Annotated in this window: 14 protein-coding genes; 1 reads left to right on the top strand and 13 read right to left on the bottom strand. The window is 52.6% G+C overall.

What is annotated here, in order from left to right:
* Positions 1–12: 12 nt before the first annotated feature.
* The 10 genes from dxs to pta all read right to left on the bottom strand — a co-directional run bounded on the left by dxs (position 13) and on the right by pta (position 10,853).
* Complete coding sequence (dxs, locus tag AC1931_RS01625) at positions 13–1,914, bottom strand: 1-deoxy-D-xylulose-5-phosphate synthase (RefSeq protein WP_483875480.1); 1,902 nt, start codon at positions 1,912–1,914, stop codon at positions 13–15.
* Positions 1,915–1,976: 62 nt separating this feature from the next.
* Complete coding sequence (locus AC1931_RS01620; protein WP_483875479.1) at positions 1,977–2,882, bottom strand: polyprenyl synthetase family protein; 906 nt, start codon at positions 2,880–2,882, stop codon at positions 1,977–1,979.
* On the bottom strand, positions 2,872–3,099 hold the full coding sequence (gene xseB, locus AC1931_RS01615) for an exodeoxyribonuclease VII small subunit (RefSeq protein WP_483875478.1): 228 nt from the start codon (positions 3,097–3,099) through the stop codon (positions 2,872–2,874). The genes AC1931_RS01620 and xseB overlap by 11 nt, the downstream gene beginning before the upstream one ends.
* Positions 3,100–3,211: 112 nt before the next feature.
* A complete protein-coding gene (gene xseA / locus AC1931_RS01610) occupies positions 3,212–4,450 on the bottom strand; it encodes an exodeoxyribonuclease VII large subunit (protein ID WP_483875477.1) in 1,239 nt (412 codons plus the stop codon).
* A 43-nt stretch (positions 4,451–4,493) separates the two neighbouring features.
* Complete coding sequence (locus AC1931_RS01605) at positions 4,494–5,597, bottom strand: divergent polysaccharide deacetylase family protein (RefSeq protein ID WP_483875476.1); 1,104 nt, start codon at positions 5,595–5,597, stop codon at positions 4,494–4,496.
* 95 nt (positions 5,598–5,692) lie between these two features.
* The gene (locus tag AC1931_RS01600) at positions 5,693–7,039 is read right to left on the bottom strand and encodes a S41 family peptidase (protein ID WP_483875475.1); all 1,347 of its coding nucleotides are present in this window, start codon (positions 7,037–7,039) and stop codon (positions 5,693–5,695) included.
* 14 nt (positions 7,040–7,053) lie between these two features.
* The gene (locus AC1931_RS01595; protein WP_483875474.1) at positions 7,054–8,211 is read right to left on the bottom strand and encodes a murein hydrolase activator EnvC family protein; all 1,158 of its coding nucleotides are present in this window, start codon (positions 8,209–8,211) and stop codon (positions 7,054–7,056) included.
* Positions 8,211–9,107 carry a permease-like cell division protein FtsX gene (ftsX, locus tag AC1931_RS01590; RefSeq protein ID WP_483875473.1) on the bottom strand — a complete coding sequence of 299 codons (897 nt, stop codon included), beginning with the start codon at positions 9,105–9,107 and terminating at the stop codon, positions 8,211–8,213. The genes AC1931_RS01595 and ftsX overlap by 1 nt, the downstream gene beginning before the upstream one ends.
* Before the next feature lie 24 nt (positions 9,108–9,131).
* Complete coding sequence (gene ftsE, locus AC1931_RS01585) at positions 9,132–9,821, bottom strand: cell division ATP-binding protein FtsE (protein ID WP_483875472.1); 690 nt, start codon at positions 9,819–9,821, stop codon at positions 9,132–9,134.
* A gap of 30 nt (positions 9,822–9,851) precedes the next feature.
* Positions 9,852–10,853, bottom strand: coding sequence for a phosphate acetyltransferase (gene pta / locus AC1931_RS01580; protein WP_483875471.1), 1,002 nt, complete (start codon positions 10,851–10,853; stop codon positions 9,852–9,854).
* Positions 10,854–11,197: 344 nt separating this feature from the next.
* Here pta and AC1931_RS01575 point away from each other — a divergent pair, with 344 nt between their 5' ends.
* Complete coding sequence (locus tag AC1931_RS01575; RefSeq protein WP_483875470.1) at positions 11,198–12,082, top strand: energy transducer TonB; 885 nt, start codon at positions 11,198–11,200, stop codon at positions 12,080–12,082.
* A gap of 19 nt (positions 12,083–12,101) precedes the next feature.
* Here AC1931_RS01575 and gcvH read toward each other — a convergent pair whose 3' ends face one another.
* The 3 genes from gcvH to AC1931_RS01560 form a co-directional block, all read right to left on the bottom strand.
* Positions 12,102–12,488 (bottom strand): glycine cleavage system protein GcvH, encoded by a 387-nt coding sequence (gene gcvH, locus AC1931_RS01570; protein WP_483875469.1) that lies wholly within the window; start codon positions 12,486–12,488, stop codon positions 12,102–12,104.
* 84 nt (positions 12,489–12,572) lie between these two features.
* Positions 12,573–13,421: a bifunctional methylenetetrahydrofolate dehydrogenase/methenyltetrahydrofolate cyclohydrolase FolD gene (gene folD / locus AC1931_RS01565; protein WP_483875468.1), complete on the bottom strand. Its 849-nt coding sequence runs from the start codon at positions 13,419–13,421 to the stop codon at positions 12,573–12,575.
* A 169-nt stretch (positions 13,422–13,590) separates the two neighbouring features.
* On the bottom strand, positions 13,591–13,854 hold the full coding sequence (locus AC1931_RS01560) for an FmdB family zinc ribbon protein (protein WP_483875467.1): 264 nt from the start codon (positions 13,852–13,854) through the stop codon (positions 13,591–13,593).
* Positions 13,855–13,897 lie beyond the last annotated feature (43 nt).

Below are 13,897 nucleotides of genomic sequence, written 5' to 3'. Positions count from 1 at the left end.
GCACTAAAGAGCCTATCCAGCGGACTGTCGCCGCCCTTCCAACTTGACCAGCTTGCGGATACGGGCAGCAATATGCTCAGCGTTGAGACCAAGGCTGGCATAGAGCTGGGCCTGTGAGCCCTGTTCAATAAAGTCATCAGGAATACCGATGCGTACCACCGGAACCTGCAGTCCGACGTCACTGAACAATTCCAGAACGGCAGATCCGAATCCCCCATGTAAAACATTTTCCTCAACCGTCATCACAAAGGGAGAGTTTTCCGCCAGAGCGATCATTTGTTCACGATCCAGAGGTTTAATAAAGCGCGCATCCAAAACACTCAGCACAATTCCTTCGGTTGCCAGCTGCGCGGCGGCAGCCAGAGCCTGCTGTACCATGCTACCAACCGCAATCACTAAGCCGTCTTCTCCTTCACACAGCAATTCTGCCCGGCCAATGGTTACCGGCTCAATGACCTCGGGCAACGGAATTCCCGTCCCCTTGCCACGCGGGTAGCGATAAGCAAATGGCCCATCAACGCACAGCGCCGTTTTCATCAATCGCTGCAATTCGTATTCATCACGCGGTGCGGCCAAAATCAGGTTGGGAATAGAGCGCAAAAAAGACAGGTCAAAAGCGCCATGGTGGGTCGGCCCATCGGCTCCGACGAGGCCTCCTCGGTCGAGCGCCAGGGTTACCGGCAGATGCTGCAGACAGACGTCGTGCAACACCTGATCAAAAGCCCGCTGCATAAAAGTAGAATAGATGGCAACCACCGGTCGCAAGCCACGGGCAGCCAGACCGGCAGCAAAAGTCACGGCGTGCTGTTCAGCGATGCCGACATCATAAAAACGTTGTGGATAAACTTGCGAAAATTGTTTTAAGCCGGTTCCCTCAGCCATGGCTGCGGTAATAGCAACAATCCGTTCATCAGCGGCGGCAAGATCGACCAGAGTGCGACCAAAAACTTCAGTGTAGGACGGCGGCGCTGCGCCGGCAGGTGCCGGCACTTCGCCGGTTTGCGCATCAAAAGGACCGATTCCGTGAAATTTTGCCGGGTTTTTTTCTGCCGGCTCATAGCCTCGACCTTTTTTGGTCAATATGTGCAGCAGAACCGGACCTTTAATCTGGGAAGCGTTCTTAAGGGTTTCCATCAAGTCTTCCAGATTGTGTCCGTCAAGGGGGCCGAAATAATCAAAACCGAATCCCTCAAACAGCATGCCCGGCGTCATGAAGCTTTTCAGCGATTCCTCGGCGCGCTTGGCGATACCAACCAGATCACGACCAATCCCGGGGATATAGTTCAGCAGGGTTTCCGTTTCTTTTTTAAACCGGATGAAGGTATCAGACGTCATTTTGCGGCTCATGAACGACGAGAGGGCACCGACATTGCGTGAAATCGACATCTCATTATCGTTAAGAATAACGACCATTTTCTGCTTCAGATGACCGGCATGGTTAAGGGCTTCAAACGCCATACCAGCGGTCAGCGAACCATCACCGATGACCGCGACAATACGATCATCAGTTCCGAGGATATCCCCGGCCACAGCCATGCCCAGCGCCGCTGAGACGGAGGTACTGGAGTGACCAACATCAAAAACATCGTGAATGCTTTCCTTACGCTTTGGAAAACCGCTGAGACCCTGCCACTGGCGCAACGTAGAAAACTGTTCCTGGCGGCCGGTCAACAACTTGTGTGCATAGGCCTGATGGCCCACATCCCAGAGAATTTTATCCTCCGGGGAACTAAAAACCCGGTGCAGTGCAATGGTCAGTTCAACAACGCCCAGAGAACTGCCGAGATGACCGCCGTTGGCGGCCACTGTCGTGACAATCTGTTCACGCAGTTCGCGAGCCAATTGGGGCAGTTGCTTTTTGTCGAGAGCTTTAAGCTGTTCCGGCGATTGAATCTGCGGCAATAGCCTTACCATTTGTTCTCCTTGTCAACCGGACTTTACCGGCATGTTGCGTCAAATCGGGGACCGTCACAGGATCAGTATGACCGTTCAATGATATAACACGCAATAGCTCGCAGCGGCTGCGCTTCCTGTCCGAAAATCTGCAAGGCGTTGATGGCCACCTCATTCAGTTCCCGCGCCCGTTCCCGCGCCTGTGTCAAGCCAAGAAGAGCTGGATAAGTCGCCTTACCGCGTTGCTGATCGCTGCCACTACGTTTGCCCAGCGCCTCCGTCTTTGCGGTTACGTCAAGAATATCATCAGCTATCTGAAACGCCAACCCGACTGCCGCAGCGTAGCGCTGCAGGGCATCGCGTTGCTCGGGCATAGCCCCACCGATAATACCGCCAATGTCTATTGCTGCCTTGATCAGAGCGCCGGTTTTGTGGGTATGGATATATTCAAGAATCGGCAGGTCAATAGGGTTTCCTTCAACCTCCATATCAACCATCTGGCCACCCACCATACCCCGGGTGCCGGCATGGGTAGCCAGCAGGTTGATGATCGTCAGACGATCAGCTTCAGACACGGTCTGCAACACATCACTGCGACTGAGCAACACAAAGGCTTCGGTCAACAAACCATCACCGGCCAGAATAGCAGTTGCTTCACCATAGACCTTGTGATTGGTCGGGCGTCCGCGCCGTAAATCGTCGTTATCCATAGCCGGCAGATCATCATGAATTAACGAATATGCATGAATCATTTCAACCGCACAAGCAGCAGGCAGCGCATGGCGGGCATCACCACCTACCGCCTCACAAGCCGCCAGCATCATCACCGGGCGGATGCGTTTACCGCCCGCCAGCACCGAATAACGCATGGATTCGTGAAGGCGATCCGGCCGGATAGTGGCGGCAGGCATAAAATGATCCAGAGCTTCTTCAATCAGCCCTAGCTGGCGTCCTAAATAGGCCTGTAATTCACGGCCATTATTGTCCATCTAAAGGCTCCCGTTGTTCGCCGCCATCGCTCTGCTGCAACAGTTGTTCGACTTTAAGCTCAACGGCACGCAAGGAGTCTCGGCAGTAGTCGGCCTCCTTCACCCCGGAACTGAAGACCGCAAGGGCCTTCTCGAGCGAGAGTTCTCCTGACTCCAGTTGTTCAACAGCCTGTTCAAGTCGCTGCAGGGCTGCCTCAAATCCGCTTTTCTTTGACATAAAAACTGTCCCTTAAACTTTGCTCTATGATTATTTAACGACCCTGCCGCGATCTTGTCGCAGGGTCTGGGGCTCTTTACTGAACGGTCTCTGATTATCCACACCCCGAAGGCTACAGGTCAAGAGTGGTATCCATATCTTCATCTGCTGCCGCAGTCAACGCTGACACTTTTACCTGTAATTGCCCCTGTGCGAGGATAACGCGCAGGTTATCGCGGCATTGAACCTGGCTGCTGGAGAAAACCACTGCATTATCGTGCAGCACAATAGCATAGCCGCGCTTAAGTACCGCCGAGGGCGAGAGGGCGGCCATGCGTCCTGTCAGCAGATTGAGGTGATGATGACGGTCCTGACATAAATAACGCATCCCCTGGGCTAAGCGAGCCCGCAACTGGGCAACCTGCAGTTGCTGCTGCCGCAACTGCTCAGCCGGTGACTTCAGACGTTTTTTCAGGCCATCAAGGCGACTGGTGAGGAGGTTGATCTGCCAACGCATCTGCCGCCCGAGGCGAAGCATCAATTGATCAAGGTGACGCTCCAGTTCGAGACGGTTCTGAACAACCAGTTCGGCTGCGGCACTAGGTGTCGGAGCCCGCAGGTCAGCTACCAGATCGGCAATAGTGACATCGGTTTCATGTCCAACCGCAGATATCACCGGAATTTTTGAAGCAGCAATGGCGCGGGCGACAACCTCCTCATTAAAAGCCCATAGATCCTCTTTCGATCCGCCACCACGACCGACAATCATGACATTGACATCGGCATGGCGGTTCAGGTCGGCGATTCCAGCGGCAATTTCCGCCGCCGAACCAGCACCCTGAACCCGTACCGGACGCAACAACACCGTCACCCCGACAGCACGGCGACGCAGAATCTGCAGAATATCCTGAAACGCCGCGCCACTGGCTGATGTGACAATGCCGATAGTTTGCGGAAAAGCCGGCAGCGGCTTCTTTTTTTCACGCGCAAAAAGTCCCTCTTTATCAAGACGCATCCGCACTTCTTCAAAAGCCAGCTGGAGACTTCCTACCCCTTCGGGATTCATTTCTTCAACAATCAGTTGCAGATCACCCCGCTGTGGATAAACAGATACCCGACCACGGCAAACAACCCCCTCCCCGTCCTGAGGCTGAAAGTTCAGCAGACGCGCCTGACTGCGAAACATGGCACAACGGATCTGGGCTGATGAATCCTTGAGGGTAAAATAGAGATGTCCGGAGGAAGGCCGCGAAACATTACTCAATTCCCCCTGAACCAGGACATCGACAAAGTTGTCTTCAACCAGGTCCTGAAGCGCTCCGACCAGTTCGGTTACCTTCACCAACGCCTGAGTGTAATGTTCTCCGTCCACGAAAGGTCCCTTGATTTATGCCGAAAATTTCTTTGCCGCTGCTTCAATTGCTGTAACGTTTTACCAATCGCGATGCGGGGACAAAATCGATGGGCTGTGCCAGTAGCCAGTCTTTTTCGAGGCGCAAAGCTTCAAGGGTTTCCGGATATGGGTGCGCTATGGCGATGACCTCACGCTGCTTTTGTGCCAGCTGAACCATTTTTCGTAACTGGCGACGGATATAGTCAACATCTTCCTCATTATCGAGAAAAATGTCGCGGGCGGCAGTTTTTAATCCCATGCGACGTGCTTCGGCAAAAGCGACCGAACTACTGATAGTGACACTGTCAACAAAAAACAAATCCTGACGTTTCAGTTCGTCGAGTACAATCTGCATCGGCGCAGCATATTCGGTAAAGCGTGAACCCATATGGTTGTTCATACCGACAGCGCCAGGCACCTGGTCACGATAGCGGTGCATCCAACGTCGGATGTCATCTTCGGAATGCTGTAGCAACAGGGCATCAGCACCGGGATTGGTCTGTGGATAACTTCGCGGCTCCATAGGAACATGAATCAGAAACTCACGCCCGGCATTGCGCAGCAGCTCTGCCGCAGCCCCGGCCCTGTCACTGCCCGGAAGGATCGAAGGAGTGAGGGGCAGCCCCAGGTCAAGAAACTGGTTCAAGGTGGTTAATGACGGACCAAGATCATCAATAATAATGGCGATACGTGAATGTTGCGCAATGTCTACAGGCTTAGGAGGCTGAAAAATCAGCTTGAGCTGGAGTTCCCCTTCCCAGAGCAATTGGACTACCCCTTCCGGTTCAGCAATATCCAGGCGCGCCGGGGCGCGGGTTTGCTCAATATGCTGCGCCAGCTCTGTCAAGCGCCCGAGAGGAGGAAAACTTCCAAAGATTTCGCGCGCATCAACGCCGTCCGGAGCAGCGACCCGACGCCAACCTTGTGATTGCGGACCACTGATCAGCTGCAGATCCACCAGCCTGTAAATATCGTCATAATCATACTGGCGGGTCGGTTGATACTCTCTGACAGGTTCTTCATAGACAACGACATCCGTTCGTACCAGCAACCGGTCACGCAAACTGGTCAAAACCAGCAGACAGGCAATGACAAAAACCACCAGAACGAGGCTTGCCAGCAGCATACGCGCGGTTTGACTCAATACCAGCTTTGGCGCTGTCTTAGTTTTTGTTCTCTTCACCACCTTTTTTGTGGATGACGTTTTTTTTGGGGTTGCCATTAGTGATACATTCTTTCGGGATTTATGCGGCCACTGATATGGTTCCTGTCATCGGCGGTCTGTTTCTTGCGATTAAAATGATGGTAGCCTTTAAGTAAATCCAGCGCGCGCTGCAGTTGATAATCGTTGCTCTGGTCATCTTGTTCCTGCTCCCCTTGCGACACTAATTGCTGGTCCTGCGTTGGGGGCGACTGAGCCGGCAAATGTTTATCCAGATCCTGTTCACGCATACCAACAGGGACACGTTGATGTGAGAGAAGCATCTGGGGGGCAAGAATGTCGGGCGTAATTCCCAGCGCCTGGATAGATCGACCTGAAGGCGTATAATAGTGAGCCGTTGTCAGCCGCACCCCGGAACGATCAGGCAGGGGGATGATGGTCTGCACCGACCCCTTGCCAAAGCTCTGTTCTCCTAAGATAACGGCACGTTGATGATCCTGCAGGGCGCCGGCAACAATCTCTGAAGCGCTGGCGCTGCCGCCATTGATCAGCACCACCAGCGGATAGTCCGGCTGGGTATTATCAGGCTGGGCAGGGAAAGATTGGTGCGTTTCCGGTTGGCGTCCAGAGGCTGAGACAATCAGGCCTTCGCCAATGAACAGATCTGCCACAGCGACCGCCGCATCCAGCAAACCTCCGGGATTATTTCGTAAATCCAGAATCAGACCGTTGAGCCCATCATCTGTTTTGCTGTGCAGTTGCTGCAGATGCTCGGCGACGTCCTCACCACTGCGTTCCTGAAATTGTATCAGGCGCAGATAGCCATAGTTATTATCCAGCAGACGACTGCGCACCGATTGCACCTGAATGATCTCGCGGACCAGGCTCACCTCAAAGGGTTCAGCCATGCCTGACCGTAAGATAGTCAGATTAACAGCCTCGCCCACCTCTCCACGCAGCAGCCTTACCGCCTGCATCATGTCAACATCGCGAGCGGTGTTACCGTTGATCGAAATAATCTGATCCCCGGCAAGAATGCCGGCACGGCAAGCGGGAGTGCCTTCTATCGGAGCAACAATAACCAGGTCACGATTCCTGATCGCCAGTTCAATGCCAATGCCACCAAACTGACCCTGTATCTCGACTTTGAGATCATCAAACATCTCTGCAGAAAGATAATTGCTGTGCGGATCGAGATTGTCAAAAATGCCGCGCACGGCACCATCAATCAATTCTTCAAGGCTGATCTCTTCGACATAATTGTCGCGCACCAGGGTCAGTACGTCGATTAACAATTCCAGGTTCTGATAATCCTGCTGACTGTTCAGGGCCGGTGCTGCCGTCACTATCCCGGGACCGATCAGCAGAACAAAACTTATAGATAATAGACTTTTGCGCAACAACATCAGCTTGCTCCTGGTCACAGAGGGCTTAACCAGTTCAACGGATTGACCGGTGCGCCCTTGTGGCGAATTTCAAAATAAATACTTTCCCGACCTGATAATCCACTGTGACCGATCAGCTCTGCTTTGGCAACTGCATCACCGGTTTTTTTATGCAAACGATCCAACTGGGCGTAAAGGGTGTGATACTCCCCTTCATGGCTGACAATCAAGAGATTTCCATAACCTCTGAAATAGTCGGCATAAACAACCTGACCAGTGGCAACAGCGCGAACCTCTGTTCCTGGACGGGCGGAAATTTCAAGGCCATTACTCTCATAAAATGTGCCGAGTTTGTCATCTCGCTGGGTTCCAAACCTGATCAACACAGCCCCTTGAAGTGGCCAAATGAGTTGACCGCGCTGGCCGGAAAAATCAACACCCCCGCCAGGTACAGCTATACGTGATGACGGAGGTGGAGTTTTCTGCAGCTCTTCCACCAGCCCCTTTAAGCGCCTGGCATCCTGCTGTAAAGAGGCTATTTCTTCCTGCAGTTTCTTGTTTTGTGTCTGCGCCTGTCGCAACAGGCGACCCTGCAATTGCCGCGCGCCAACCGCCTCCTGCCGTTCTGCCTCTTCACGTTTGAGCAGATCGGACTGTTGTTGCTGGAGCAGATTAAGCTGCGCCAGCTGCTGCTGCTGGTTGGAGATCGCCTGACGAAAGTCATCAAGCAGCTCTCTGTCATTCTCCATGACCCGGGTCAGGTAGTGGTACTGCTGCATCAACTCGCTGGGTGAATCTGCTGAAAAAAGAATTTTCAGCACACCCGATTCACCTTCCTTATAGAGGGAAATCAGTCGCTGCTCTAGACCTTTTGCTGTTTTTTCCGACTGCGACTGACTCTGCTTGAGACGTTGCTGCTGCTGTCCAACTTCGCGCTGCAACCGTTGTTGTTCGCCCTTGATCGTGCCGACACGCTCATTAATACGCTGCAGCTGGCCACCCAGAAGAGCAAGATCACGACTGATGTCGATTTCGGACTGACGCTGCGCTTTTATGTCGGCTTCCGCCTTTTCTATGCGCAGGCGAATCTGCTCGAGTTGACGCTGGGTTTGCTCCAGATTGTCGGCGTAGGTCAAAGGTGACAACAGCAGGGTAATGACAGCAATCACCAAAAAAGCGGTTCGTTTCACCATCAGATCCGAACAAAGCGACGCAAAGACGAGAGGCTGCCGAGAACACCTAGCACCACCCCCGCCACAACCAGCAATAGCTGCTGGGGAGCAGTCAGGAACAGCAGATCAAAATCCATCGGAGTCAACCAGATGGCGTTCAAGCCCCGTGAAATAATCAGAGAAAAAGAAAAACTTAAAAACAGTAACGACAACAAACCACCGACAAATCCCTGGATTGCCCCTTCCAGCATAAAGGGAATTTTAATAAAACGCATGGTCGCGCCAACCAGGGCCATAATTTCCAGTTCATCACGTCGCGCATAAAGAGTCAGCCTGATGGTGTTGGCGACGATAAAGAGGGTTGCAAACAACAGAAAGCCACCTAAAAAAGCCCCGACAAACCGCAGCATACCGATGAAATGGTTAAAACGCTCCAGCCAGGTCTGGCCATAACGCAGATCATCAACCGGAATCAGATTTTCCAGTTGCCTGATAATCGTATCTATCCCTTGCTGACTGCGAAAATCCCGGTGCAAAGCCAGCTCGAAGGAAGCCGGCAACAAGTCAGGCCGAACCCCCTGCAGCAACGCAGCGTCTTGCCCCAGACGCTCGCTGAAACGCTTCATTGCTTCACCCGGCGAAACATAGTTAGCCCGCTCAACACCATCCAGTTGCTCCATCTTTTTGATGAGTTCAGGCAACTCCCGGGGTGACGGTGCTGCTTGCAAATAGGCAATCACCTGGATTTCCTGGGTCCACCGCGCCGCCAGTTGCTCAATGTTGACGACAATCAGGAAAAAGGTCGCAATCGTAGCTAAAGAAACCGCCATGGTAAGGATTGCAGCACTGCACAAAAAAGGCCATTGACGCATATTGCGCAAGGCTCTTATAAAAAAATAGCGAACTGTTTCCAGCACCGCCGGAACCTCCATTTCGACAAGTTAAAGCTCTACCCCGACGGAATCCAAAGGACGCTGGTCGCCGACCAGTTTACCTTCATCCAGGGTAATTATACGACGGGGGAAACGTTGATGAAGGTTATAATCATGGGTTGCGAGCAACACCGTCGTGCCACGGGCGTTTGCTCGTTTGAAAAGTTCCATTATTTCAAGAGTAACACCCAGGTCAAGATTTCCACTCGGCTCGTCAGCTAACAGAATCAGGGGATCAACAACCAACGCTCTAGCGATGGCGATGCGCTGCTGTTCACCACCGGAAAGCTCCTGGGGTTTGCGCTGTAAACGATGTTCAAGCCCCACCTCTTTGAGGGCCTGATAAACCTTTTTACTGACCTCAAAACGTTTTTTACCCTGGGCCTCCAGAGCAAAAGCGACGTTCTCGTAGACACTGCGACTTTGTAACAGTTTAAAATCCTGAAAGACGACACCAATCTTGCGGCGTAGATAGGGGATATGATGACTGCGGATGCGGGTGATGTTCTGACCATCAACAAGAATCTGGCCACGGGTTGGCCGTTCGGCAACATACAGCATCCGTAAAAAGGTGGTCTTACCGGCGCCTGAGGCACCGGTAACATAGACGAATTCACCCTTGTCAATTTTCAGCGATAAATCGTTCACCGCAACGGAATCGCGGCTGTAGCGTTTGGAAACGTTATACAGCTGGATCATGGCTATCTGCCGGCAAGATGGAGTCGACCATCAAGCCTGTGCCTGTACTGCTGTGATCGCAGCTACATTGACAATATCATCAACCGAACACCCGCGGGAGAGGTCATTAATCGGTTTTGCGAGGCCCTGAATAATCGGACCGACCGCTTCCGCTCCGGCAAGGCGCTCAACCAGCTTGTAGCCGATATTACCTGCATCCAGGTCAGGAAAAATAATCGTATTGGCACGACCGGCAACCGGGGAGCCCGGGGCTTTCTTTTCACCAACCTTCGGCAGCAATGCCGCATCGGCCTGCAATTCACCATCGATAGCCAATTCCGGCGCCAGTTTACGGGCAATTTCCAGAGCCTTGAGAACCTTGTCGCAGTCGCTATGAGCAGCGCTACCCTTGGTTGAGAAACTGAGCATGGCGACCCGCGCATCAACGCCAAGAAAACTTTTGCAACTGGCCGCAGTACTGACAGCGATTTCCGCCAAAGCCTGAGCATCGGGGTTAGGGTTAACGGCACAGTCGGCAAAACACAATACCCCGTTTTCTCCAAATTCCGGGGTTTTGGTAACCATCAGAAAAACCGAGGAAACGGTATTCATATTAGCAGCGGTTCCCACCACCTGAAAAGCTGCACGCAAGACATCCCCGGTGGTGTTGGCGGCGCCGGCAACCGCTCCACCAGCCTCACCAAGACGAACCATCATCGCGGCAAAGTAGAGGTTGTCTTCAGCGGTCAACAGAGCAATCGCTTGATCCCGTGTCAGATTCTTTTTTTTGCGCAATTCAACCAACTCATCGATATAGGCCGGCAAGCTCTCAGAGTTCTTTGGTTCCACCAGGGACACGCCGGCAAGGGAAACCCCGAGGGTTGCCGCTTGCGCGTTGAGTTCGGCGGGTTTGCCCAACAGTACAACATTGGCAAGGTTATCGCCGACGATCCTGGCTGCTGCTTCAATCATGCGATCATCGTACCCTTCAGGCAGAACAACGGTCTGCAGATTGGCACGTGCCTTGGCTTTAATCTGATCAACCAGATGCATTTGTAACCTCCTTTATCTAACGCAAAAAAAAACGATTCATTGCCTGTGCAGCATATAAATTTTGTGTCTGTTGGTTATACTCAGCACCTCCCTGAGGGTCAATGTTTTTCCTGTTTTAAAGTGTCTTCCAGGCTCAATTTTATAACGCCGGGGTTGACCTGTCGGTTGATGATATTTTAGTACTGTTGACGGGTCAAAAGCTACTGGTGACCAGCTGCAATGACAGTGTATAGTCAGAAATCATGGACATTTTTTCATCACAAAAATCAACCAGGCCCTTGAGCCGCACACAACTGTTCCTGGCTTGTCTGCTCTTATCCTTGCTTTTGCATGGCGTAGCTATATTGTTCCTTCAGTCCGGAGAATTCTCGGAAACGGCACCGCAACCTACAGTTATCCAGCTGGTCGATCTTCCCCCGGTAGAGCCTGAGCCACAGCCCAGCTACGAAATCGACCAGTCTCCCCTCACCCCGGAACAGGAGGTGGAGTCACCACGCCGGGCCGATCAAGACCAGCTGGTAGAGCGCGAACAGGCACCACCGGGTGACGATGTACGCGACCAACGTCAAGGCGTCACCCCGCTCCCGACACAACCACCAGCACCGGCATCACGGCCGGCACCAGCTCCAGAACCACCGGCAGCGTCCGCACCTGCTCCGACGCCCCCGCCGGCCGCCGCGGTAAGGCCGGAACAGCCGCTAACCCGGAACGAGGAAAAACCGCAGGAATCGGAACGAGTTGCGGAAGATCCGGCGTCACTGGAACAGCAAGAAACTCCCCGATTAACCCGTGAACAGTTATTTCCTTCGCCCAGCAAACTGGCTGAAATTGCCGCCGGCCAGCAGGAACAACGTGACAGAACTCGGGAACGGGATGACGTTGAAATAGGTGAAGAGATCTGGCTGAACTTGCAACACGACCGGCTGGTCTCTTTTTTCAGACGCTTTCACGATCGCGTCGAGAGGGTCTGGAATTATCCGACTGAAGCGGCCATGAACGGTATTGACGGCACTCTGGAACTGCTGATTATCGTCAGTAAGGAGGGAGAGTTGATTGATGTTGATTTGCGTCAGACCAGTGGCTCTGACTTGCTTGACTTCGAGGCAATTCAGGCAGTCTACCGGGCGGCCCCGTTCGGGCCACTCGGCAGACACTATCCCCACGATCAGCTGCGTATCAGAGTTTATTTTGAGTATCGATTGACCGGGCGCTATATCTACGGACGGTAACAAGTTAACCCATCAAGGGTTATTCTTCGTCATCAATCATCTCTTCATAATTTGCAGCATCAAACAGATCATCAAGTTCAGTAGGGTCAATCAGCTTCACCTTGATCAGCCAGCCATCTTCGTAAGGGGAGCTGTTAATGATTTCCGGACTATCGGGTAACTCGTCGTTGATCTCAATGACATCACCACTGACCGGTGCATACAGGTCAGAAACCGTTTTGGCTGATTCAACCACGCCGTAAGGTTTTCCTGATTGCAACTGATCGCCCACTTCAGGCAGCTCCAGAAAAACAATCTCACCCAATTGCTCCTGGGCAAAGTCGGTGATGCCGATCAAAGCGATATCATCTTCTACCTGCACCCATTGATGCTCTTCAGAATATTTTAAATCATCCGGTATATCCATGAAATCCTCCCAAAACTGCTGTTCGATGAGCTCCAAATAAAAGGGTAACGCGTTGCAAAGTGTCACTGATGAATTGCAAAGGGTTTAGCCGGCGCGTCGTTTAGCACTTTCCAGGGTGTTCTGCAAGAGCATGGCAATCGTCATCGGACCGACCCCACCCGGCACCGGGGTAATTGCAGAGGCGCGCTCGGCAGCAGCTGCATAAGCAACATCACCTACGAGTTTTTTGTCACCAACGCGATTGACTCCGACATCAATAACGACCGCTCCCGGCTTGATCCAGTCCCCTTGAATCATTTCCGGACGCCCTACCGCAGCAATCACCACATCAGCGGCAGCAACTTTGGCAGCGAGGTCCCGGGTGCGTGAGTGGCAGATGGTAACCGTGGCGTGCTTGGCCAGGCACATCAGGGCAACCGGTTTGCCGACAATGTTTGAACGACCGACAACGACGACATTCTTACCCGTGAGATCAACACCGATGCGATCAAGCATCACCATCACACCGTAGGGAGTGCACGGCTGGAACAGGGCATTACCCGTGACCAGACGGCCGACATTATACGGATGGAAACCATCGACATCTTTAGCAGGAGAGATGGCTTCAAGAATTTTAGCCTCGTCAATCTGCTCCGGCAGGGGCAACTGAACCAGGATTCCATCGATGCGGTCATCATGATTGAGGCGTATCACCAGATCAAGCAGTTCCTGCTGCGTCGTTGTTGCCGGCAATTTATGCTCAACGGAATAAATTCCCGCCGCGGCACAGGCTTTTTCTTTCATGGTAACGTAGACACGGCTGGCCGGGTCTTCACCCACCAGAACCACCGCCAGTCCGGGCGTTATCCCGCCAGCTATCAGTTCTTGTGTCTGTTGTGCTATTTCTTCACGAATCTGCCCTGCCAGGGCCTTACCATCGATAATCTGTGCCACTGATTGTCCTCCTGGATATGGATTTCAAATAACATCGACATGATTTGTTTTTAAACTCTAAACACAGGCATGTTCGTTTGTAAAGCAACCTCTAACGAAAAAAAATGCAAAAAAAATCCCCGTCACGAGCAACGGGGAAGATTTTTAAGCTGTCATAAGATGATTGTTCTCAAGCGTTAGCCGCCTTGGGGCAACCGGCACAGGAATCGCCGGGAGCACTACCGGCAGCCGGACAGCTTTCTGCCTTGACACCGGCATTGTTATACCCCTGCTGATACCAGCCACCCCCCTTTAAAGCAAAACCGGCTACAGAAATGGCTTTTTTAGCGTGGCCACCGCACTGAGTACATTCAGAAAGCGGTTGATCCGAGAATTTCTGGCGCACTTCAAATCGGTGACCGCAGTCTTCACACTGATATTCATATACTGGCATGTGATGAACCCTCCATCTGCTATAAATATAGTTATTGAACAAC

It is taken from the genome of Pelovirga sp. C15f, from assembly GCF_057178085.1.
The sequence above is the reverse complement of the archived record's forward strand: the minus strand, read 5'-3'. Positions and strand labels throughout refer to the sequence as shown.